General features: G+C 40.8%; 21 protein-coding genes. 9 read left to right on the top strand and 12 right to left on the bottom strand.

Annotated features, from left to right (window positions below):
• Positions 1 to 279 precede the first annotated feature (279 nt).
• The 4 genes from V7K85_RS19985 to V7K85_RS19970 all read right to left on the bottom strand — a co-directional run bounded on the left by V7K85_RS19985 (position 280) and on the right by V7K85_RS19970 (position 3,814).
• Positions 280 to 471 carry a YqaE/Pmp3 family membrane protein gene (locus tag V7K85_RS19985; protein ID WP_334815821.1) on the bottom strand — a complete coding sequence of 64 codons (192 nt, stop codon included), beginning with the start codon at positions 469 to 471 and terminating at the stop codon, positions 280 to 282.
• 127 nt (positions 472 to 598) lie between these two features.
• On the bottom strand, positions 599 to 997 hold the full coding sequence (locus tag V7K85_RS19980) for a phage holin family protein (protein WP_334815819.1): 399 nt from the start codon (positions 995 to 997) through the stop codon (positions 599 to 601).
• A gap of 302 nt (positions 998 to 1,299) precedes the next feature.
• Positions 1,300 to 1,641, bottom strand: coding sequence for a 2Fe-2S iron-sulfur cluster-binding protein (locus V7K85_RS19975; protein ID WP_334815817.1), 342 nt, complete (start codon positions 1,639 to 1,641; stop codon positions 1,300 to 1,302).
• A 13-nt stretch (positions 1,642 to 1,654) separates the two neighbouring features.
• Positions 1,655 to 3,814 (bottom strand): Tex family protein, encoded by a 2,160-nt coding sequence (locus V7K85_RS19970; protein WP_334815815.1) that lies wholly within the window; start codon positions 3,812 to 3,814, stop codon positions 1,655 to 1,657.
• Between the two features lie 565 nt (positions 3,815 to 4,379).
• Here V7K85_RS19970 and V7K85_RS19965 point away from each other — a divergent pair.
• From V7K85_RS19965 to V7K85_RS19940, 6 genes are all read left to right on the top strand, one after another.
• Positions 4,380 to 4,634: a hypothetical protein gene (locus V7K85_RS19965; RefSeq protein WP_334815813.1), complete on the top strand. Its 255-nt coding sequence runs from the start codon at positions 4,380 to 4,382 to the stop codon at positions 4,632 to 4,634.
• A 1,959-nt stretch (positions 4,635 to 6,593) separates the two neighbouring features.
• Positions 6,594 to 6,746 carry a hypothetical protein gene (locus V7K85_RS19960; RefSeq protein ID WP_442940604.1) on the top strand — a complete coding sequence of 51 codons (153 nt, stop codon included), beginning with the start codon at positions 6,594 to 6,596 and terminating at the stop codon, positions 6,744 to 6,746.
• Positions 6,747 to 6,923: 177 nt separating this feature from the next.
• Positions 6,924 to 7,307 (top strand): EamA family transporter, encoded by a 384-nt coding sequence (locus V7K85_RS19955; RefSeq protein ID WP_334815811.1) that lies wholly within the window; start codon positions 6,924 to 6,926, stop codon positions 7,305 to 7,307.
• 33 nt (positions 7,308 to 7,340) lie between these two features.
• Complete coding sequence (locus V7K85_RS19950; protein ID WP_334815809.1) at positions 7,341 to 7,697, top strand: EamA family transporter; 357 nt, start codon at positions 7,341 to 7,343, stop codon at positions 7,695 to 7,697.
• 91 nt (positions 7,698 to 7,788) lie between these two features.
• Positions 7,789 to 9,093 (top strand): NAD(P)/FAD-dependent oxidoreductase, encoded by a 1,305-nt coding sequence (locus V7K85_RS19945; RefSeq protein WP_334815807.1) that lies wholly within the window; start codon positions 7,789 to 7,791, stop codon positions 9,091 to 9,093.
• Positions 9,094 to 9,138: 45 nt separating this feature from the next.
• A complete protein-coding gene (locus tag V7K85_RS19940; protein WP_334815805.1) occupies positions 9,139 to 9,963 on the top strand; it encodes a glycosyltransferase family 2 protein in 825 nt (274 codons plus the stop codon).
• Positions 9,964 to 10,255: 292 nt separating this feature from the next.
• Here V7K85_RS19940 and V7K85_RS19935 read toward each other — a convergent pair whose 3' ends face one another.
• A complete protein-coding gene (locus V7K85_RS19935) occupies positions 10,256 to 10,858 on the bottom strand; it encodes a HEPN domain-containing protein (RefSeq protein ID WP_334815803.1) in 603 nt (200 codons plus the stop codon).
• 10 nt (positions 10,859 to 10,868) lie between these two features.
• Complete coding sequence (locus V7K85_RS19930; protein ID WP_334815801.1) at positions 10,869 to 11,903, bottom strand: ParA family protein; 1,035 nt, start codon at positions 11,901 to 11,903, stop codon at positions 10,869 to 10,871.
• A 299-nt stretch (positions 11,904 to 12,202) separates the two neighbouring features.
• Between V7K85_RS19930 and V7K85_RS19925 the strand changes: the two genes are divergently transcribed.
• From V7K85_RS19925 to V7K85_RS19915, 3 genes are all read left to right on the top strand, one after another.
• A complete protein-coding gene (locus V7K85_RS19925) occupies positions 12,203 to 13,675 on the top strand; it encodes a TldD/PmbA family protein (protein ID WP_334815799.1) in 1,473 nt (490 codons plus the stop codon).
• A 211-nt stretch (positions 13,676 to 13,886) separates the two neighbouring features.
• Positions 13,887 to 14,150, top strand: coding sequence for a four helix bundle protein (locus tag V7K85_RS19920; protein ID WP_334815833.1), 264 nt, complete (start codon positions 13,887 to 13,889; stop codon positions 14,148 to 14,150).
• A 126-nt stretch (positions 14,151 to 14,276) separates the two neighbouring features.
• The gene (locus V7K85_RS19915; RefSeq protein WP_334815797.1) at positions 14,277 to 15,617 is read left to right on the top strand and encodes a TldD/PmbA family protein; all 1,341 of its coding nucleotides are present in this window, start codon (positions 14,277 to 14,279) and stop codon (positions 15,615 to 15,617) included.
• 70 nt (positions 15,618 to 15,687) lie between these two features.
• On the opposite strand, the gene V7K85_RS19910 is transcribed toward V7K85_RS19915, so the two are convergent.
• From V7K85_RS19910 to V7K85_RS19890, 6 genes are all read right to left on the bottom strand, one after another.
• The gene (locus V7K85_RS19910) at positions 15,688 to 16,128 is read right to left on the bottom strand and encodes a pentapeptide repeat-containing protein (protein WP_334815796.1); all 441 of its coding nucleotides are present in this window, start codon (positions 16,126 to 16,128) and stop codon (positions 15,688 to 15,690) included.
• 235 nt (positions 16,129 to 16,363) lie between these two features.
• Entirely contained in the window at positions 16,364 to 17,416 is a 1,053-nt protein-coding gene (locus V7K85_RS19905) for an aspartate carbamoyltransferase catalytic subunit (RefSeq protein WP_334815794.1), read from the bottom strand.
• 272 nt (positions 17,417 to 17,688) lie between these two features.
• Positions 17,689 to 17,883, bottom strand: coding sequence for a hypothetical protein (locus V7K85_RS36590; RefSeq protein ID WP_442940605.1), 195 nt, complete (start codon positions 17,881 to 17,883; stop codon positions 17,689 to 17,691).
• A gap of 29 nt (positions 17,884 to 17,912) precedes the next feature.
• On the bottom strand, positions 17,913 to 18,233 hold the full coding sequence (locus tag V7K85_RS19900) for an O-methyltransferase (RefSeq protein ID WP_334815792.1): 321 nt from the start codon (positions 18,231 to 18,233) through the stop codon (positions 17,913 to 17,915).
• A 7-nt stretch (positions 18,234 to 18,240) separates the two neighbouring features.
• Positions 18,241 to 19,593, bottom strand: a complete 1,353-nt coding sequence (gene mgtE, locus V7K85_RS19895; protein WP_334815790.1) for a magnesium transporter — start codon at positions 19,591 to 19,593, stop codon at positions 18,241 to 18,243.
• Between the two features lie 484 nt (positions 19,594 to 20,077).
• Positions 20,078 to 22,684 (bottom strand): C-terminal helicase domain-containing protein, encoded by a 2,607-nt coding sequence (locus V7K85_RS19890; RefSeq protein ID WP_334815788.1) that lies wholly within the window; start codon positions 22,682 to 22,684, stop codon positions 20,078 to 20,080.
• Between the last annotated feature and the right edge of the window lie 56 nt (positions 22,685 to 22,740).

Here is a 22,740-nt window from a genome sequence, read left to right as displayed (position 1 = left end):
CGGCAATGCCGTGCCCCTACCAACGTATTTGTATAATTATCAAAGACTCAGTTTTCGTAGGGTGTGTTATGCCAAAGGCTAACGCACCGCTTGATAAGTTGAAAAACATCTAAATTGCTTGAATTAAATTAAACTCTTATCAGGTGTGCAAGATACCTACCCTAATTATGCAAGTTAAAATTGGAATAGCTTATAAATTCTAATTTTCGTAGTACAATGGTACGTTAGGATAAAGCCTAACGCACCCTACTTAAGATTTATTAAAATGAATCTTGCGTATTAGTAACTACGTCCCTCACCATTAAGTTGTTCTTCATGCTTGGCAATCACCCAAATTGCATGAATACTACCGGGCAGCCAACCTAGAACTGTGAGCACAATGTTAATAATCAAGGTTGGGCCAACTCCAACTGTCAGGAAAACGCCTAAAGGAGGCACTAACAAACCTAGAAGAAAACGAACTAATTTCATGATGTTACAACTTTGTGATTTTGTTTAGTTACATTCTTTTGAAAATGCCGAATTAGGAAATCCACCTTCGGATATTTTCTTTGGCGTAGAGACGTGATCTAATTGGTATTTCTACTCCCTCTAATATTTATCTAGAAGGTAATTCACCTTGGGCTTTTACATCACCACTGCTGGCTAAAAGATTTTTTTCAACAAAGTAGTTGTTAATGAAGGTGTTAGCAAAAGTTAGAATTACTGGCCCAAGAAGGAAACCAATAATTCCACGAACTCCGAACCCAGGAACTAGCACTGCTGCTAACCAGAAACACAAACCGTTGACAATCAGCGAAAATGCTCCAAATGATAGAAAGTTAAGTGGTAGGGAAAGAGTAGAAAGAATTGGCTTAACCGAACCGTTAATCAGACCAATTATTAAAGCGGCAATCAAAGCTGCGGGGAAATTAGCAATATTAACGCCTGGAACAACTAAATCGACAATCAACAGGCTCAAAGCTGTAGCTAGTGCGGTTAATAATGGTGTTAACATTTTTCTGACCTAATCACTAAAGATTTTTTGTTTGTAACTTCTTATCTCATCTTTAACTATCTGCTATGTTTTAACCTCTCTTGCAAGATAGAATTTGCTTCTACCGTTAGGTCGATCATTTAGAAAACTATAGCGGTTCTCATCTGGATGCAATACGTTGTAGAGGCGCATAGTTATGCGCCCTTACTCTGTTTGAACAATTGCAAAACTTGCAAGTGCCGTGATGCTATGTTTTTGAGGGTGCGTCATGTGTTTAACGCACCCTACGAATTTAAGATTAATTTAATGTAACAGGGCAATAATCACTCCGATTTTCCCGACTCAGGCTTATAGTAAAGGGCTGATTTATATAAGACTTGTTCTTGATGGGTTTCTAAAGTGCAATTAGACAAGGGGTAAGTTACACAAGTAACAACATAACCAGCCTGTATTTCGGTTGGGCGCAGAAATTTTTGCTCACTTTGATCAACTTCACCGCCAATGAGTTTGGCTACACAAGCAGAACATTCGCCTTGTTTGCACCCAGATGGTAGACGGATACCAGCATCTTCTGCCATATCCAAAACATATTGATCATCTGGTACTGCAATGGTGCGATCTAACCCAAGTGTAGAATTGATGAATCGAACTTGATAAACTACCATCTGCTGTTTCTAATTATTGTTTAACTATTTTCATCGACAAACTAATCCGCTTGAGTTTCTCGTTGATTTCTAACACCTGCACTTTGACTACTTGTCCAACTTTGACAACTTTGTTGGGATCGTCTACAAATCTATCAGCAAGTTGGGATATATGCACCAAGCCATCTTGATGTACGCCGATATCGACAAATGCGCCGAAGTTGGCGACGTTCGTGATGATTCCTTCTAGTTCCATTCCTTGCTTTAAGTCCCTGATTTCCTTAATTCCTTCTTTGAAGGTGGCATACTTAAACTCAGCACGGGGATCTCTACCTGGTTTTTCTAGTTCGCTGAGGATGTCGCGCAGTGTAGGTTCGCCAACGCTATCGGTAATATATTTCTTCAGGTTGGTCTTTTTAAGTTTTTCGGCAATTTGTGTCACCTGATTTAATGGCACATTTAGATCAGATGCGATCGCTTCTACTACAGAATAACTCTCTGGATGCACTGCTGTATTATCTAATGGGTTGTCACCGCCGCGAATCCGCAGAAAACCAGCTGCTTGTTCAAAAGCCTTTGGCCCCAGCTTCGGAACTTTCAAGAGTTGTCGGCGATTTTTAAAAGCTCCATACTGGTTGCGATAGGCGACAATGTTATTGGCAACTGTTGCCGTAATCCCAGAGACGGAAGTTAGAAGTTCTTTGGAGGCGGTGTTCAAGTCTACGCCGACGTAGTTAACGCAGCTTTCTACAGTGTCATCCAATTTCTTTTTCAACAACTTCTGATCGACATCGTGCTGATATTGTCCCACACCAATGGATTTAGGATCGATTTTCACTAGTTCCGCTAAGGGATCTTGCAAACGGCGGCCGATGCTAATTGCACCGCGCACGGTAATATCTAAATCAGGAAACTCTTCCAGCGCTACAGTACTTGCAGAATATATAGATGCGCCAGACTCATTCACCATTACCTTAACTGGTTTGCGTTCTATGGTTTGCAATACTTGCGTGACAAATTCCTCTGTCTCGCGGGACGCTGTACCGTTACCGATGGCGATTAACTCAATTTTGTACTTTTCAATCAAATTTTTGACAGTTTGTGCGGCTTTGAGTCGTTGTTCAGCCGCTTGGTGGGGAAATACCGCTTGGTATTCCAAAAATTTTCCAGTTTGGTCGAGGACTGCAACCTTACACCCAGTTCTAAATCCAGGGTCTATCGCCAGTGTTGGTTTCATTCCTGCTGGTGCAGACAGCAGCAACTCCCGCAGATTAGTTTCAAATGTCTTGATTGATTCTATGTCTGCATAAACTTTATTCTCAGAAATTACCTCTCCCATTAGAGAGGTTTTCATCAAACGATTGAATGCATCTTTCAACATTGACTGATAAAAATCCCGAATTGTCCGAACTTTAGTTTTAATTTCTTTCGACTCAAGATAGTAAAGTACCGTATCCTCATCAAAAGCAATTTCAAAGCTTAATACTTTCTCAGTTTCACCCCGACACAACGCCAGCATATTGTGGGGTGCTATATTTTTTACCTTAATTTGATAGTTACGGTACATCTCAAATTTGGTTGTACCTTCAGGATAATCATCTTTGATGCGGGAGACAAATACCCCTTCATCTAAAAGATAGTCACGGATATATGCGCGTAACTCAGCTTTTTCGGCTACTTCTTCCGCTAAAATATCAGCAGCACCTTTGAGCGCCTCTTCTGCTGTTTTTACTCCCTTGCTTTCAGAAATATACTTAGCCGCTTCTTCTTCCAGGGAAGCCGTTGCAGCATTTTTTATATTTAGCGACTTGATAAATTCCGCCAGTGGTTCGAGTCCTTTTTCTCTGGCGATGGTGGCGCGGGTGCGTCGCTTTGGTCGATAGGGTAAGTATAAATCCTCAAGTTCAGTTTTTTGTAAGCAGGATAAGATTTTGGCTTTAAGTTCATCTGTAAGTTTACCTTGGTCAGCGATCGCATTTAAAATCACTGATTTTCGTTCTTCCAGTTCTGTTAAATAAGTATATCGATCAGCCAGTTCACGTAGTTGCACCTCATTCATCTCATCGGTGCGCTCTTTGCGGTAACGTGCAATAAAGGGAATTGTTGCACCCTCAGCCAAAAGTTCCAGTGCGTTTTGCACCTGATGGGGTTTGAGGTTTATTTCAGTTGCCAGTAATTGAGGAATGTTCAGCATTGGGTGTCTAAAATGAAAAAATGAAAATGCTACTTCTAAAGGTAATATGCTAGATCCTTATCCTGGCGCAAGCCCAAAGTTTTAAGCTAATTTACCAGATGATTGCTCACAAGAGTGCAATTGGCGAAATAGACAAAACCCACCTACGTAAGTTTTAAACTCTTTCAATCCACGTAGGTAAACGAGAGTTTGTATAGCATAGCGCAGCTATGCTAAGTCGGGACGGCATAACGAGCGGAGCGTTACCGGAAGAGATTGTGTGTTTCTACACTTAAAGCAAGCTTAGGCATAGCGTCTCGTACCTCTACCCTTAAAGCAAGCTGGCACGTAGCATCAAGCACAGATGAAGGAGTGATTCACCAAGCTATTGAGCGTCTCATCTGTCGCAATCATTATTCCAATTGGTGTAAGATACGACGTTGCATAATCTCGACTTTCTATAATATTTATTTCGATCGACTGTTGTGGCTAAAACCTTATCGGGTGTAAAATTAACCAAATAATTCCCAAAAGAATTTCAATTTGTTTTATAAGCACAACAGCTTTTAGTTCAGAGGTTAATAAAATGCCTTTGTTTTTCTTGATACCACTGTGTACGGCTTTAGCTACTGGCTACTTCTTTAAAAAGAGTACTGATGAAATTGCATATCTAGCAGGTGTATTTGCAGCTATTAGCTTGATATTAAGTCTAGTATTAGCACCCTGGCAGATTCAGTTTGGATTGTTAATCATTGTCTTAATCATTACCAACAGACTTTTGCAGGAAAATGAGTCAAGACAAACTGAAGCTATAGGAAAACAACCTAGAGAAATTAAATAATACCAACTACCACGAACTAATTTTTTTTCAACTTTAAATTGCTGAAAATTCTCAGACAGCTAACCGAGTAATGTCTTTAAAAACAGAACTTGGTAATTTTTTATAGTTAAGTTGTTAAGTATGGGTATGCCCTTGAGCACTTTATACTCGCTTTTTAAATGGAATATTTCCTAATCATGGCAAGATTGATCTTCTCCTTCAGCCCATGAACGCTATGGTTAGGTTAGGTATTGTTGAGCTTTTCCATCCGTCAGGCGACGCCAACTTTTAAAAGTATACTTACTAGGACTTACGCACTGTACAAATTAATCATGGTATACATTTACCATGCATAGGTGTTTCAGGCTTTTATTGATCATTTTTTGAGCGTAACTAGAGCCCTGCTGTCGGGACAATTCATGAATTGCCCCGACGACAGATGTAGTTTTTCAAATCATCCGTATTTAGTATTTCCTGTTAATGCGTAAGTCCTACTTAGAATCCATCGTAGTATCAAATAAAGTTTGATAATAGAATTCAAAAATAGGGTCTTCCGACTTACTTAGTGTCTGAATTAACTCTTAACTTTTTGTCTGAGATATCTGAATTGGAATATTTTCGTGGATAAATAAGAAACGATTCAGACTCTCGATCGCCATCTATAATTTTTTATGTAATTAATGTATTATTTTACTACAGGAGGACATTGTTTGCATTTTGGTTCAAGTTTCAATTCTGCTTTCTGAAACTCTTAGCTTTGCACTTCTAAAGTCTGATACTAAATCGCTACTTCTGCAAGTTTATTAGCCAGACTGACTTTTCATTGTATGTGGAAAAGGTCATTTTAAGGATTTCCCCTAGCCCTGATTTTTCCGTTGCTCATTTTCATTAATTCATAATTATTTACATAAGGCTGTGGAAAAAGCCACGCTGTCTCACGGTTTGAGGTCTAACACTGAAAAGTCAGATTAACCAGAAAGTGCTTTATAAATGTACAAATCTTTAAAAATAAAAATTCATCTAAGGGAAAGTTTGGATTTTATGAAGTTTATGTTTAAGGATATTTTTAGGAAATGAAGTTTTGATAAAGTGTGGCGATAAATTCGCAACACGCTTTTCTCGTGGTATTCTAGTAAGTGATTACATGTAACAATAAATTGAAAAAAAAACTCTAGTTAGAATTACATGTAGTGAAAAACAATCAAGCAAACATAACACTGAGAACCTAATACTAAATAATGTAAAAACATCTCAAATCCGATGCAATGAATATCAACTCAGAGTTAATCAGCCTTGGCTGGTTTAGATTAGTCGTTAGTATCGTCAAAAACTTCATTTAGACAATGATTAAAATTCTCTAAAAACCTGTAAAATACATTACTGTAGACTGATTCATCTATAGTTTCCGTAGCCAAGCAGACTTCTGTTACTCATTGTGTTTCTATTCTATTTCCAAAAAAAGCACCTATACAGACTTAAATTGAGTACAAATTTTTATTAATCGGCTTAGTTATCAGCCGAGGTAACAGATATGTCTGTGAGCTTGGAAAAGTTCTATAGTATATGAGTAAATTAATCAACTTTACTGGAGAAAATTAAGAACATTTATCAATCCAGTTAAGTTAATGGTTTGAGAAGTTCAGTAGTATCTTCAAGAAGATTTCTACAGCAGGATACAACTGATGAAAGTTAATCAATGGATTAATCAAAAATTCTAGTAATCCATTTTTATTCTCTTAGCCCCATCTGTTGAACATGCGGGTCGAATCCGAGTTTAGCATGAGCGATGTCTATGACGGGCTAGACCTACGCTTATGGTAAACTTTGTCCAGAGCAAATTTGTGCCAAAGCCCTCAACCTTTCCTATCTCTGCATCCACTATGACCTAAATATTGCGATCGCACTAAAAGTAGTCTTGAAGCATAACTAGCTGAGACCAAGATTTCTGTAATTCACAGTTGGGCAAAGCCTAAATGGATTGTGCCAATCGCCAAGCAAGAAAACTGGTTTGTCTGGGAGTATAACCCAGTAAACCAATTTAGCGTACTCTACTTCGGTCATATCGAACGCTGCCATGATAAAGTAACCATCCTGCAAGTTGCATACTATTTAGTTGCTAACTCTAGGACATAAGCTTCAATGGTCATTTTGATGTCAGTCCCTTTAGCATAAACTTGCTAATTTTGTTGTCTATTTACTGAAGTGAAGGTTGAATTGCACAGAAGGTGTCATCGAAATCCGAAACGTTCAAAACAACCGACTGTTTACTGTCTGGTTCATACTTCCTATCTCGATTGAGGCAAATGTACTATGAAATCTATCTCGCAAATTTCAGACTTTCAAATAACTCCTTATATCATCTTGTTTATCAGTATTTTATTTAGTATCTCTGGACAATTGCTGATGAAGCATACCATGAGTCAGACAAATGAGGGAATATTTACTTGGGTATTTATTGAACAATTAGCATTAGCTGTTAGTGTTTATTGCTTGGGAATAGCAAATTGGATATTGGCTCTGCGCTCTGTAAAATTGAGTATTGCTTATCCACTGACTAGCTTGAATTATGTCGGTATACTTGTCGGTTCATACTACTTTTTTAATGAGGTGATTACACTAACTCGAATAGCAGGAGTAATCACGATTTTTCTGGGTGTTCTTTTAGTGGCTATTCCACTTAAAAAGTCTATATAATTCTCTAGTAACTTTCACAAAAAGCATTGACAAATGAACATCATTACTTGGCTACTTTTAATGCTTGTAGTTTTCTTAGGAACAACAGCTAACCTATCACTAAAATATGGACTTTACATTACTAGCCCTACTAAGGGAGCAAGTGCATCTATCCGAAATCTGTTATTTTCTCGTTATTTTTTGATTTGGTTTATCTGCTATACATTTATGACTATATTGTGGCTTTATGTATTGCGGACAACTCCTCTAAGTCAAGCATTTCCAATTCTAGGATTAATGTATGCACTTATACCGATCGCTTCTCACTATCTTCTAAAAGAGCAGGTTCTATTTAGCCAGTGGTTAGGAATTTCCATTATCATAACTGGTGTAGTTATGGTTGTACATTAATAGCTAAAAAGGCAATTACTGAGGTTATTAATATTAAAAGCCTCTGAAGATAAATTTCATCTCAAAGACATCCGTACAAAAATCTAAATTTATGAATATAGGTATCATTGGCGCGGGTATAACTGGGCTAGTATTAGCTCAACGTCTTTCACATCAAGGACATACAGTCACTGTCTTCGATAGTAATAAGCAGCTTGGTGGACTTACCACCTATCATGATTACGGGTTGTTTACTTGGGATCGCTTTTATCACGTTATCCTACCTTCTGATACTCACCTAATAAATTTTCTCCGAGATATTGGTCTTGGAGAAAAACTGCGTTGGCATCGAAGTTTAACAGGTTTCTACGACAATCAAAAATTTTATTCTATTAGTAACACGATAGAATTTCTGCGCTTTCCTTTGTTTGGGCTTCTAGGTAAAATCAGATTAGCTTTTACTCTCATATATGGTTCACGCCTTAATAACTGGCGGCGCTTAGAGAAAATTTTAGTTGAAGATTGGCTATTAAAACTCGGTGGAAAAAACACATACGAAAAGCTCTGGAAACCCTTACTTTTATCCAAATTAGGAGAGAACTATAAGCGAATATCAGCAGTTTTTATCTGGGCTTATATCAAACGACTATTTTCAGCGCGGGATTCTTCATTAAATAAAGAACAACTGGGTTATGTCTCAGGTGGTTACAAAACTGTTTTTGACCATATAGAAAAATTAATTTACGCGGCTGGAGGTCATGTCCATACAGGTGTTGCAGTGGAATATATTGCACCTCATCCAGGGGGTGGAATGTGGGTAGAATATCAGGGTAAAAAGGAACATTTTGATAAAGTCATTTTTACTGGTCCAGTTAATATTCTGCAACAGGTCGCTGCCAATGAACTGGTGAAAGTTTCAGACACTAGTGAAACAGTAGAATATCTGGGTGTAATCTGCATGGTACTTATTACTCGCAAGGCTCTAGTTCCTTATTACGTAGTAAATATTGCCGATAGAAATGTTCCCTTTACTGGCGTCATCGGTATGAGTAACTTAGTTTCTTTACAGGAAACGGCAGGATATCACATGACATTCTTACCAAAATATATACTTTCCACTGACCCGCTGTTAAAACAGCCCGATGATGAATTGCGCCAAGTATTTTTCCAGGGTATACGTTTGATGTTCCCAGAACTCAAAGCAGATGATATTGTGGCAGCACATATTAATCGAGCTATTAAAGTACAGCCACTACAAGTTTTAGATTATTCAAGTATTGTTCCAAAAGTGAGTACTGAAAACGATGATTTTTTCGTCGTTAATACCTCACAGTTGGTCAATGATAGCGTCAACAACAACGCAGTTGTCCGACACGTCGATGAATTTCTCCAAAAATCAACATTACTGAATTCTTGAAATTTGAGTAATGGTATTTTATTTTAAAAATAATACGAGGTCATTATGAGTCTTTTTGTTCTTTTACCCGCATACAACGAGCAAGAATCAATTCGCCCCTTGTTCAAAAAGTTTCAGATATTGCAGGAAATCTCTAATATGGAGATCCGACTGATTCTTGTTGATGATGGCAGTAGTGATACAACTGCTCAGACTGCTTTAGATGAATCTCAATCACTGGGTATATTTCTGAAATTAGTACAACATCCCAAAAATGCTGGTTTAGGTCAAGCAATCAAAACAGGTTTCATGACTTTCTTAGAAATTTCTAAAGAAGGCGATTTTTTAGCTGCTATGGATTGCGACAATACTCAACCACCAGAACTGTTAATAAAGATGTATGACACCATGATAGCTGGTAGCTATGATATTGCGATCGCATCTAGATATCGAAAAGGCTCTAAAGTCATAGGCTTATCAAAATTTAGAGAGTTGATGAGTTACGGAGCCAGCTGGCTTTTTAGAATTGCAGCCAGTGTACCAGGTGTAAGAGACTATACTTGTGGTTATAGGCTGTATAACCGTAATTTAGTTAGTAAACTGGATCTGTATTATGGGGAGAGTTTATTCACTGAAAGTGGATTTGCTTGCATGATAGATTTACTGCTGAAAGCCAAAGTACTCAAACCAAAAATCGTAGAAATCCCAATGGTTTTGAGATACGATCAAAAACCGAGTGCCAGCAAGATGAAAATTCTTAAAACTATTACTCGAACCCTAAATGTCTTGTTTAAGAACCTTTCATCGACAGGACAAACTTCCAATTTAGGTGATACTTTCACAAAGCAAGAAACAACACAAATTCCACTTAAAATGGCAAATCATAAATAAAGCTGAGAAGGAATAGGCTCTCACCAAGAATTAACTTGATGGAAAAATGGTAACTTCTCAACGGTGTCATTCTAGGGATGAGGAAGGCAGAAATCAAAAATAACTTTGATTAAATTGCTGCTTTTGCCAATATATGTGAATTTTGCTCTTTATACTTTAATAAATTGGAAGACAGTCTAAGACTGCCTTCCAATTATGTATGAATGTTTTAACTTTCTGGTTTGCTGATTATTGGCGTCTAAAACATTACACCCAGTATTGCAACTGATTCTCTAAACATTCTCTTCATTTATTACCAGGGTGCAACTATGCCATAGATAATTTGAATATTTTGCTTCATACCAAGGTCAGTAACAGCGACAAGATATTGTAACAACGCATCAACATCCTTAATAGCTTTCGCAGTAAGCCGAACTTTTCCAGTTGGTGTTTGTGTCCAAGAACATGCAGGAATGGAAAAGCCATGAGCAAAGCTGTGCCTGACTTGCAGAACATCGTTTAGCATCTGTCGAGTAGCGAGTGCATTCATACTTCTTCTTGACCAAACCCAATCATTGATAGGGTCATAGCCAGTATATTGAACCAGAAGATTACGCGAATTATCTGAATTGGGCGTGTTAAATTGTTTAAGCGATCGCTCTGCTGCATTTTTAGCAATAGAATGGATAGCATGAAACTGAGGATCTAAGGGATTTGCGGTTACATCAAAAAAGTTACGAACTAGTTCCTCAATATAAGCCTCCCATCCAGCAACAAACGTTGCTAAAGCAGAGTGATAATAGACTTGAGTTTGACTGTTTAATATTGGGCGCAAGCGGGGATCTGTCGCAGTATCACGTAGGACACGAGCCTTGTGAGCCGCTTTATCGTACTTTAATGCTGCTGGTGATGGCACGGTAATGCTCTCAAAGGCAATTCACAAACTCTTCAAGTGCATCTCGATACCTCTTTAATGGCTCTGGATTTAATTGCACTCGCTCCTCGCCAATTTTTTTGGGGCCTGGTTTGAGCTTATGTAAAGGGGTGCCAGTTGTTGCCGCAACTACACAAGCACTGTGATAATCGGGAATTTCAATGAAACTGTTACTTGGTAAGTCTTTAGGACTAGCAAAAATATGACGATTCTTCTGATGTATATCATCCATAGTTTTCTTAATGATTTTGTTGACAGCTATAAATGCAGAAGCGGCTTTACCTTCATACATTGTGACTCGATTACTCACAAACGTATGTAATTTTGGCACGGATACGCCTTCTTCTTTTGCACGTTTAGCAAAGCTAATTCGTGCATATGATGCAGTATTGGGATCGCTAATACCATATAGAAGTGCAACCACATTCTCAATTGCACGACGCGAACTATCGTCCGCAGTAAATGGCACAACTACGCCCTCTGCTGCAACTAGACCAAGCTGTGTGTATACAGCAAAACTAGGGTTACAATCAATTAAAAATAAAGTATCTCGCTCACCACTATATGTACGTAAAGCAAATGTTAAATCTCGCACCCAACTAAGCACCTGTTTCCAAGCATCAATTGGTATGGACAGTTGAGAAGTTTGCCTAATTGCTTCAGAAATTATTTCGAGAAGATTATCCCCACACACGAGCCTCAGATTTTCTGGTATTTGTGGGTTAAATTCTCTTGGCTCACACACATAAGGAGATACATCCGTAATCATTCGGAAGGGGGAGTTAAGACGTGCTTCTAAATAGCCGGCTACTGTAGCACGCGGTGTTTTACTGCTCAAAGAATGTAGTGCATTAGGACTATTGAGATATCCCCCTAGTATGGTTTCTGAGACATTGGCTTGGGGACACAGGTCAATTACATAAACATCTGTATCGGGATGACGGTGAGCATATTCAGCAGCAGCCACAAAGCAAAGAAAGCTCTTTCCCACGCCACCTTTGTTGTTCCAAAAAGCATACGAACTCATTTTTTATATTCCTTTTCTAGGTAAAACAGTTCCTGCGGATATTAGCAATGCTGTGGAACTTTTACCCTATTCTCGCAAAATGAAACTGTATTCTATCTCGACTCTACATGATAGCGATCGCTCTTGAAAGGGCGTTACTTACAATATTTCACTGACGCTTAAGAGGGAGAAGTGAGTTTCCAAGGTGAGGAAACCTCTACTGCCTTTCTGCCGACTGTGGCTTTCACTCATTTGTTAGACTGAACACACCAGGATTTTTCAGTCAAATCTCTGAATTACGCCAGCAGACGAGGCTACCCATGCTTACAAGTACGCTACTTCTCTCGAATCAACTTCCCACCTTACAATATTCCTCCACACCAGAGCGTTTCGATGAAACCTGGGAAGCCCCCCTGGCTACCCTTCTGGGACTAGGACGCGCCGCTGGCGCTGACTTTATCGAATTATTTTTAGAGCGTCGCAATTATATTAGTTGTCTTGCAGAAGACGACTCCATCACCAGTATTTCACCCAGTCTGTCTACAGGCGCGGGAGTTAGAGTATTTCGCGGCAAAGCTGACTGTTATGTAAGTACCAATGACCTTTCTTTTTCCGGTTTGAAAGCAGCATTAGAAAAAGGTCTTTCTATCCTGGGATTGCAACTACCTACTGCTAAAGCTTTCATCCCAGAAATCAACCTGGAATTATTGAGAGATTACGCCACCAAAAGAGGTAAAGATGCTTGGCTACCAGTGTGTAGCTCCATCCGAGAAATGGGAGAAGTCCTGCTTGATGGTACTGCCCACCTGAAGCAAAAAGCTAGCCACGTCCAATCGCGTCGTGCTACCTATTTCCGGGATTGGCAAGAAGTTTTAATCGCCGCCAGTGATGGTACTTTTGCCCGTGACATCCGCCTCACCCAGTCTGTAGGATTTAACCTGTTGTGTGCCGATGGTGCTAATCGTACCTCGATTGGCGATCGCGCTGGTAATACTAGCGATGCCAACTTCTTGAGAACTTGGGATTCTCAACAAGCCGCCGAGAAAATAGCAGAATCCGCTGGAAAAATGCTCTACGCAGATTACGTGGAATCGGGCACTTACCCAATCATTATGGCCAATCACTTTGGTGGGGTAATCTTCCACGAAGCTTGCGGACACCTGCTAGAAACCACTCAAATTGAACGCAATACCACTCCCTTTGCTGACAAAAAAGGTGAAAAAATTGCCCACGAAAGTTTGACAGCGTGGGATGAAGGGCGCTCTGAAAATGCCTTCGGGACAATTGACATGGATGATGAAGGTATGCCGGCTCAAAGAACTCTATTAATTGAAAAAGGCGTTCTCAAAAACTTCTTAGCAGATAGAACAGGTTCTGCACGCACCGGACACCCCAGAACTGGAAGTGGACGCCGCCAAAATTATACCTTTGCTGCTGCTAGCCGGATGCGTAATACTTATATTGATTCTGGCGAATACACCAGTGATGATTTATTTGCCTCTGTTGATAAAGGTATTTACTGTAAAAAGATGGGTGGTGGTAGCGTTGGTGCTACAGGTCAATTTAACTTTAGTGTCGATGAAGCTTATTTGATTGAAAATGGCAAAATCACCAAACCGTTAAAGGGAGCAATTCTCATCGGTGAAGCCAAGGAAATTATGAATAAAATTTCCATGTGTTCCCAAGATTTGGAAATTGCACCAGGTTTTTGTGGCTCTGTCAGTGGCAGTATTTACACCACAGTTGGACAACCTCACATCAAGGTTGATTCTATTACCGTAGGTGGACGATAAGAATTTTAGATTTTAGATTTTGGATTTTGGTGAAGCAGCGCGGTCTTCTCCCAAGGGGAGACGCCAAGGGCGATGGGGGTTTCCCTCATGAGCGACTGCTGAACCCGAAGGGATTGTGAATGAACAGGAGTTTAAGGCTAGAACAAAGCAGCTGGCATTACAAGTTATTCGTCTAGTTGAGCAGCTACCATAAACTAGAGTTGCTGATGTCATTGGCAAACAGTTATTACGTTCAGCAACTTCAGTTGGTGCTAATTATCGAGCAGCCTGTCGAGCTAAATCAATAGCTGATTTAATTGCCAAACTCGGTATTGTGGAAGAAGAAGCTGATGAAACGCTTTACTGGTTGGAGCTTGTTATTGAATCTAGATTAATGACAGCAGAAAAACTAAAAAGCCTAATGCAAGAAGCTACCGAAATTCTAGCTATGACTGTTGCGTCAATAAAAGCACTACGAGAAAAATGTAAGTCATAACATCCAAAATCCAAAATTTAATATCTAAAATGGAATCGCTTCCAATCCGTCTTGGAAAGTTCTAATCGCCGGAAACCGGCGCTCAGACTTTCCGCAAAATCTAAAATCCAAAATCTAAAATTGACTATGCCGAATATCAATGAGATTGCAAATTCTGCCAAGGATAATGCTGATAAGCTTGGTATTAATAAATTTGACATTTATGGCTCAACAGTAGATGATACTAGCGTGCAAGTAGACCAAGGTGAGCCAAAACAAGTCAAAGCCTCAAATCGCTCTGGTGTTACTGTTCGTGTCTGGAATGAAAATAAGACAATGGGTGTCACCAGCACCACAGATGTAGATCCCAAGGGACTGGAATTAGCTTTGAAAACTGCCTACGAAGCCAGTTTCTTTGGTGTTAAAGAAAATGTTCCTGATTTTAGTCCAGAAGCTACTGTTCCTATCCCAAATAAACCTCAGGATAAGACACCTCAAGCACCTGTTGCTGAACTCATAGAAAGATTGTTGGTAGCTGAAAAAGAATTATTGGCAGCTCATCCGGCAATTAAAGGTGTACCTTATAATGGGTTATCGCAAAGAGATATTGACAGGTTTTATCTAAATAGCGACGGTGCAGTCAGAACTGAATCTCACTCCTTAGCATCAGTTTATCTTTACAGCAAAACTGAGGAAGAAGGGAAAAAGCCGCGCAGTGCAGGTGCTTTTAGAATCAACCAAAGTTTAAATAATCTAGACATCAATGGTTGCATCAAAGAAACCGCAGATAAAACTATCAGTCACTTGAACTATGAAAAAATCAAGACTGGTAAATATCGAGTTGTTTTTTCGGCGGAAGCTTTCTTAAGTCTGTTGGGTGGTTTTTCTAACTTGTTCAACGCCCAAAGTATTTTGGACAATCAAAGCCTATCTACTCCTGATGATTTAGGTAAGCAGATTGCTTCTCCTCTACTTTCAGTGTATGATGATGGACTTCACCCAGCGAACGTAGGTGCAGAAAGTTTTGATGGTGAAGGAACTCCTACTCGTCAGATTTCACTGATCGAAAATGGTGTTTTAACAAGCTTTCTTCACAGTGCAGGCACTGCTAAAAGGTTAAATGCCCAGCCAACAGGTAATGCCAGTATTGGTGCAAAAGTCAGCGTTAGTCCCAATTTTTATCACGTTTTTTCGACAGCAACTCCTGAAGAAGAGTTCAGCTTAGAAACTGCTGAAAATGTGATTTTTATCGATGATTTACAAGCTCTCCATGCTGGAGTCAAAGCTTTGCAAGGTTCGTTTTCTTTGCCGTTTGATGGTTGGCTAGTTAATAAGGGTGTCAGGACGAGTATTGAGTCAGCAACTGTTGCTGGAGATTTCTTAGAACTCTTAAAGTCAATTATTTATGTAGAAAAAGAGGCTGAGTTAACGCCAGGGGGAGTTTGCCCGAAAATCTGGGTTAATGAATTGTCGATTACCGGTGAATAAACCTTACCAAGTGCAGAGTTAGGAGTTGAATATAACTCTTAACTCATCACTTTGAAATCATCGCTCACCATTAGTATTCACCACCGACGCTAATGGCAGTATTAAATACATGAGCACCGCTTAAATCAATATTAGCCATAACTGCGCCATTTACGTCACTATTATATAAACGGGAATTACTCAAATTGACGTTGGTGAGATTGGCATTATTTAAGATAGTATCGCTGACGAATGCTTTTGTGAGATTAGCAGACTTCAAATTGGCACCAGTTAAATCGGCACCTTCTAAGTTAGCGCCTTCGAGATTAGCTCCTTTTAAATTTGCATTTCTCAGGTCAACACCTATCAGATGAGCGCCTTTGAGGTTTGCACCTGCTAAATTACATCCCAAACATGCTCTAGTTTCCAGCAAACGCCGGACAGGGGCGGAGTTTTCTGCTTTGACGGGAATAGGAGCAGCTAAAGATAGCGTGCTGAGTATGGCTGCTGCCGTCAAAAAAATTCGTTTCATATTTACCTCCGACACTTCTAGAAGTCATTAAATTCTTAACTTCTACGCTACCAGTGTGCCAAGATTACAGGATTCTGTCCTCATGCGATCGGAGGAATATATAATATCTATAAGATTAGGTATTCTTCCGTAAGGTAGTCCGATAGGACTAATATTAAAAGATTGTCAGCAATAACTCCGCAGGCTACCGCAAAAGAATAAGAGTTTCAGAATAACTATTCAAACGGAGATTATATTAAGCCTTGCCGCTACCTAACAAATACAGCAGCGCCATGCGAACGGCGACACCGCTAGTAACTTGCGATTGAATAAGACTAAATTCTGGGTCATCCATCAATTCAGAACTAATTTCAACACCACGGTTAACTGGGCCTGGATGCAAAACTTTGACGTTAGGTTTACAAAGTTGCAGCTTTGTGCGTGTAATGCCAAATAATTGATGATATTCTCGCAAACTTGGCAGCAAATGAGCCGTCATGCGTTCCTTTTGCAGGCGCAAAGTCATAACAAAATCAGCATTCTGCAAAGCTGGTTCTAGTTGCCAATGTAGAAAAAGTTGTTGATTTGGGGCGTGGTAAGGGGGGAATGAAGGAGATGAGGAGATAAGAAAATCCTGACTTCTAACTCCTGATTCCAAGATATACTCGGCAAATAACTTGGGTAAAAGGGTGGGTGGTGCTGCCAGATGCACTTCGGCACCACTGGCAATTAAACTCCAGATATTCGATCGCGCCACGCGAGAATGGAGAATATCCCCAACAATGGCAATCTTTTTACCCTTTAAAAGTTCCAGTCGCGGGTGATCTGGGTCAATTAGAGTAGTTATGGTAAATAAATCTAGCAGTGCTTGAGAAGGATGCTCATGTTGACCATCACCAGCATTCAGGACGCTAACTTTTACACCCAAACGATCCATTTCAGCCGCGATCGCATTTGGTACTCCTGCCTCTCGATGGCGGACTACCATAATATCAGTTCCCATGGCCAAATAGGTCTTCGCCGTGTCGAGAATTGTTTCTCCCTTAGTCATAGAGGAAGTGGCTGCGGCGAAGTTCAGCGTATCTGCACTTAAGCGTTTGGCAGCGATTTCAAAACTGCTACGAGTCCGAGTAGACGGTTCAAAAAATAAATTCGCCACCACCTGTCCCTGCAAGGTTGGTACTTTCTTTGTCCGCCGTGATAGCACCTCTTGAAAAGAGGCCGCAGTTTGCAAAACAGTATTATATTCAGTGGTAGTGAAGTCAGCTAGGGAAAGAATGTGATGACGATTCCAGGTGGTAGTAGGCATAAATAGCAATCAGTTTCCTGCATAGAGATCCGAGCGATCGCGTCTCTACAGCTTTTTAATTTACATATGCAGAGGAAATGATATCACCTGTCTTATATCAAATTACCTACTTGTTCTTTCTAGCATCAAGGATTTATATAGCGCTTGTCAATTGGATAAGGTATTACATAAATCACTTAATTGTTACCCATCTCCCCCAAAAAAAATCGCTTTCCTGGCAATCCTGTCGCTGTCTCCCCTCTAACTTTCGCTGCAATTACTAACCCTGTAGACTAGTTAATTTTTGAAAGCGTCAAATCGCTCCTGCATTCTAACCTTGAAATGAGCTGGCTAGCTTTTGAAGCCTGATCCTCAGACCATATGGCTTGAGGCAACATATCATCAATAACGTACAAGCCACCCAACTTAAGCAAATTGAGCGTATCCTCAAGGTAGCTATATTTTCCTACCCATGCATCAGCGAATATAAAATCAAACCTTTGAGTAGCTATTTTACCTAAAAAATCGTCGCGTCCTCTGCATGGAAAACGACTCTCCGATCTTGACCCAAATACTTTCTGGCAACAGCTATCACTTTGTCATCTTGGTCAACTGAGATCAGCTTAGATTTCTGATCCATACCGTTCAAAAGCCAAGCAGCAGATATCCCAGTTCCTGTGCCCAGTTCAAGAAACATACTAGCAGGTTTGCTTGCAGCAAGTGTTCTTAGAAAAGAACCTGTCAGTGAGTCTGAAGCCATACGAAAATTTAGGGCTTCAGACTCTGCCTGAATGTGCTTTAAAACGTTAGGATACTTCAGATTTTCTTGGTCTTTCATACGTCCATTAACTTGGTAAATGTAATACCTGCAAAGCAAACGAAATCAGGGTAAGGAACGTTAAAAACCCAATTGTATCTAGCATTGTAGTCACCAACGGCCCACTAACTAGTGCCGGGTCAAGCTTCAGTCGTTTCAAACCCATTGGCAGTAAAGTGCCGAGTGTAACAGCCACAATTGTATTGGTTGCCATTACCATTCCGGCAATTAAAGCCACCCATCGCTCTTGGGGTCGCGCCCAAATTAAGGAAAGCAGGATCATCGTCGTGGCTAAAACCAGAGCTGTGGCTAAACCAGCTAAAAGTTCTTTGCGGAGAATTTTCAAAGTATCTTTGGGTGTTACCTCGCCTACTCCCAAGCCGCGGATTGTCACTGTTAATGATTGAATACCAACAGTACCACCAGTGTTAGAAAAAATTGGCATGATTACTGCTAGAACTGGCACTGCGGCAATTACAGATTGGAAAGGCGCGATCGCACTAGCTGCACCAATATACAGGGCCATGATGCCCAACAGCCAAGGCAAGCGATTGCGGATGGTTAGTAGGGGAGAAGACAAAGCAGCTTCATCACCACTCACACCCCCCAGTTTTTGAATATCTTCTGTGGCTTCCTCTTCCAAAATATCCATCACATCGTCAATGGTGACAATGCCGACCAATCGGTCTTCTCGGTCAACCACGGGGATGGCGATTAAGTCATAGCGCTGCATGATTCGCGCCACTTCTTCTTGCGGGGTTTCGGTTCTCACCCTGACAACGTGATCGCTGGCAATATCCTTGATGAAAACATCGGGAAAGGTAAACAGCAACTGGCGCAGTGAAACTACTCTCACCAGTGTCCGGTTGTCATCTGTGACGTAGGCGTAGTAAATCGACTCCTTGTCTTCATCCTGACGGCGAATTTTGCTCAAGGCTTCGCCTACAGTCAATCCTTGCCGCAACCGCACATATTCGGTTGTCATCACCCGCCCAGCAGTGCCTTCTGGATAGCCGAGAATCGTTGCTGTTGCTTGCCTTTGTTCTGGACTCAGTTCCTGCAATAGCCGTTTGATTACTCCAGCGGGTAGTTCATCAAACAATTCTGCGCGTTCATCAGGACTCATTTCTTCTACAAGTTGTACTACCTGCACATCATGCAGAGAATTAATTAGTTCTTCTTGCACCTCTGTGGGCAGATATTCAAATACATCAATTGCCTGAGCTTTGTTGAGTAAACGGAAGGCGATCGCCCGTTGTTTTTCAGGTAATTGTGTAATGTATTCTCCCACATCCACGGGTTGTAAGCGATTTAAATCCCATTTCAGCTGGTTTAAATCGGTAGTATCAGTCAGTAAATCCCGAATATCTTCTGTGAGCATGATATATATCTCCTAAGTCTCCCCCGCGCTGGGAGACTTCCTCGCCAGCTCAGAGGAGGTTGATACTGCCATCTTGTGGACTATGGTCCATAAAATTTCAACAATTCAATATCGATATCTAATTCAAGGCATCGCTAGTCATCATCCTAACCCGGAATAGCGCTCTCCGGTAGATACTGAATATTAGCATTCAGTATTGGTGATCTTGCTCACTAGTGACTAATATCATGTCCGGGTAATTAGTTACGATAAAAAATCTCCATAGTTCTTATATTTGAACATCTCAGCGTCAATTTTATCGTAAGTGTTCAGGCGGACATGATATAACTTAATTGCCCTGAGTTTCAAGTAATTTCCGTGTAACTTAAAGTAGATTCTACTCCTGCTACAAGCTATGTGTCTTGCCAATGAACGAATTTCATCGCAAATTTTATAGAGTTAAAATATTTACAACATTACAAGTAGTATTTGGTGTCAAGCAACTTCATGCATAGTCACCTGGACGACGGAGAATCAGAAATGGGTTGGCAGGTTTGACTTCATAGTCGTGGTAATCTGTTTGAGCTTTGGCGATCGCTTCCGATGCAATCCACTCAGGATGGTGATCTTGCCACAGAGGATGACGTAAAATCAGGATTGTCTGACGCTTCTGATTTTGGTGTACGTAGCCAGTGAAAGTTCCAAACTGAGTGGGTAAGCCGTAACCAAGGCGTTGAAGGGTAACGGGAATTGGTGCATTCATACGTTGATCTAGTTCACTCCAAGGATTTGGAATACTGCCCCAAGGAGAGTTGAGATCAATTGTAGAGGAGGTTGATAACACTAATTGCGCCATATCTAAAGCCAGTCGCCAATCTAATAACCCGTGATAAGCAAGGTTTTGATAATCTCGCAAACATAAGTTGCATGATGTATCACAGGCGTTTCCATGTGGCTGATTTATCCACTTGCTGGCAATGCTACTAGAAATATTCGGATTCGCCAAATCCATCAATTTTTTAAATTCTTTTGGCTTTTCCAGAAACTGACAATATCCTGCCCCATTTTCTAGATGATCGCATAAAAAAGCCTGCCCGATAACTGATCCATTTTGCTCTAGCGATCGGAATCCCGCCTGCAACTCCATTGCATCCACATCTAATTGGGTGGCAGCTGCTACCCGCAACCAAAAAGCAAAAGAATACCAAGCCGCACGTCCTATAACTGTGGTTGGGTCTGCAAAAACACCAGTAGGCCACTGTTCGATATTGACTAACAAAATATCTGTTTTCCGCCGAGATAACAACGCCACCCGATAGGCAGCACCAGATGTAGTTACTGGGCTATTCTTATCTGGAGAAACTGCATAAGCTCCGGGTTTGGGCTTACCATAAATTAAGGCATTTTGAAAGTCAAATCCGCCATTACCGCCGTTATCATTCACAGAAATGATCTGGTCATTAAATGCAGATACGGAGGCGTTAAGAGTACGCTGGACATTGCCTACCTGAGCATTTACACTTAAGGATGGTCTGGTTGCCTGTGGTTGCCACTCAAATTGTCCATCAAAGTCTTCGGGTTGCAAGTTGGTAAAAAATCCCTTGGGTTCTCTAGCATCTAGACAACGCAAAGCATCCACACTGCACACTGGACAGATATCTTTTGGCGGTTCCTGATGTCCTGGATGTGGTTTTTTTAACAATTTGTATGAGTAAATCACCGCTTGACAGTTTCCACAAAGTCCCAAAGATTTGTTCTCTTGGGTGAGTGCTGGCACAAGTCCTGGTTTAGATTCTATATTCTTACCTTGGGGATATAACTCGACTACACCACAGGCTGTATGTACAGCTTTATCTTTGACTGTTTGGGAACGAGGGGCAAATTGACTGAGGGCAATATCTAGATTCCGATCAACCACTCCCTCTGTTGGCGGCCATTGGTTGGCGCGTACAGGAAAACGGGTATAAAGCGATCGCACCCGCGTCGGAAAGCCAAACATTGGCAATAACCCAGCATTTGCCAGACGTTCACTTAACTGATCCTGGGTATAAGTTTGGTCTTCTACAATTGTTTGAATTTCTGGAATTAAATTATCGCGAAGAAAGCCCAACATTTGGGCATTGCTGGCATTCAATAAGGCTGTCTGCACTCGTAAACTATCTAATACAGTGATTATAGCTGGCTCATTCTGGCGATCCCGCAGCCATTCTTGGATATCCGCTTGGTAAATATTCCAGTCAGCTACATTCCCAAACTCGCCGTGTACGTTATCGCTAACTCCACTAAAATTTGTGTCTGCAAAGGCTTGCCGCAAGATTTCCTTAATTAGAACACGCCAAAAAATGGGAACGCTTGTCATATCAACATAGGGCGGTGGTGGCGGATCACCTGTAATACTTTCCGGGCGTTGAAAGTAAAAATCATCGTGGCTTCTACCACGACAAAAGGTTACAGCTAAGGCAACTCCAGCCGAACGTCTACCCGCGCGACCAACTCGCTGTTGATAGTTGAAGCGACGGGGTGGCATATTTGCCATCATCACTGCCAATAGCGCACCGATATCAACCCCCGCCTCCATTGTGGTTGTAACGCTTAAAAGGTCGATGCCTTGGACGCGGGAGATTTCATTATTGATAAAAATATCTTGAAACCAGCGTTGGCGCTTAGTCCGTTCATCTCGGTCAGTTTGTCCGGTTAACTCGGCGGCGTTCATGCGGAAAGGCTGACCTGATTTTTCTGAAGAAAGATAAGTATAATAGTCGAAGTCTCCCGTGGGTGTTCCGGCGGTGATTTGCTGAGGATTTTTGTTAGTGCTAGTACGGCTATTACATTCAGGACATAAGCCAGCAGCAGGATGCAGGTAGAAAGCATTGCAGCGATCGCACCGATATCCTTGATTTTTAGCCGACGGTAGCATTAAATAAAGTTTATTTGGATCTAGTGCCAAACTTCCACTCGCGGAAATTCCCGCTTGTGACTGGAGTAATTGCTGTTGTATATCTTCAGGTTTTAAACCTGTAGACTGAATGTACTTTTGGGCAAAGCCGGGTAAGTTGTGATCAGTTCCAGGATAAAAAAACTTAGAATACTGATGTCGGCGACGGATGCCCAATTGTCTGATGACTGCATCAGTTGCTTCAATTATTTTAAGTGGTGTATTTTCTGGCG

Source organism: Nostoc sp. (assembly GCF_036917615.1).
In the GTDB taxonomy this organism is placed as follows: Bacteria; Cyanobacteriota; Cyanobacteriia; order Cyanobacteriales; family Nostocaceae; genus Nostoc.
This window is presented reverse-complemented; position numbering and strand designations above follow the sequence as displayed.

Coding starts and splice junctions, on each gene's coding strand:
- V7K85_RS19900 (WP_334815792.1), bottom strand. CDS start 18,233: ATGAAAGACCAAGAAAATCTGAAGTATCCTAACGTTTTAAAGCACATT.
- V7K85_RS19980 (WP_334815819.1), bottom strand. CDS start 997: ATGTTAACACCATTATTAACCGCACTAGCTACAGCTTTGAGCCTGTTG.
- V7K85_RS19905 (WP_334815794.1), bottom strand. CDS start 17,416: ATGCCTACTACCACCTGGAATCGTCATCACATTCTTTCCCTAGCTGAC.
- V7K85_RS19930 (WP_334815801.1), bottom strand. CDS start 11,903: ATGAGTTCGTATGCTTTTTGGAACAACAAAGGTGGCGTGGGAAAGAGC.
- V7K85_RS19975 (WP_334815817.1), bottom strand. CDS start 1,641: ATGGTAGTTTATCAAGTTCGATTCATCAATTCTACACTTGGGTTAGAT.
- V7K85_RS19940 (WP_334815805.1), top strand. CDS start 9,139: ATGAGTCTTTTTGTTCTTTTACCCGCATACAACGAGCAAGAATCAATT.
- V7K85_RS19950 (WP_334815809.1), top strand. CDS start 7,341: ATGAACATCATTACTTGGCTACTTTTAATGCTTGTAGTTTTCTTAGGA.
- V7K85_RS19970 (WP_334815815.1), bottom strand. CDS start 3,814: ATGCTGAACATTCCTCAATTACTGGCAACTGAAATAAACCTCAAACCC.
- V7K85_RS19925 (WP_334815799.1), top strand. CDS start 12,203: ATGCTTACAAGTACGCTACTTCTCTCGAATCAACTTCCCACCTTACAA.
- V7K85_RS19915 (WP_334815797.1), top strand. CDS start 14,277: ATGCCGAATATCAATGAGATTGCAAATTCTGCCAAGGATAATGCTGAT.
- V7K85_RS19945 (WP_334815807.1), top strand. CDS start 7,789: ATGAATATAGGTATCATTGGCGCGGGTATAACTGGGCTAGTATTAGCT.
- V7K85_RS19985 (WP_334815821.1), bottom strand. CDS start 471: ATGAAATTAGTTCGTTTTCTTCTAGGTTTGTTAGTGCCTCCTTTAGGC.
- V7K85_RS19955 (WP_334815811.1), top strand. CDS start 6,924: ATGAAATCTATCTCGCAAATTTCAGACTTTCAAATAACTCCTTATATC.
- V7K85_RS19910 (WP_334815796.1), bottom strand. CDS start 16,128: ATGAAACGAATTTTTTTGACGGCAGCAGCCATACTCAGCACGCTATCT.
- V7K85_RS19965 (WP_334815813.1), top strand. CDS start 4,380: ATGCCTTTGTTTTTCTTGATACCACTGTGTACGGCTTTAGCTACTGGC.
- mgtE (WP_334815790.1), bottom strand. CDS start 19,593: ATGCTCACAGAAGATATTCGGGATTTACTGACTGATACTACCGATTTA.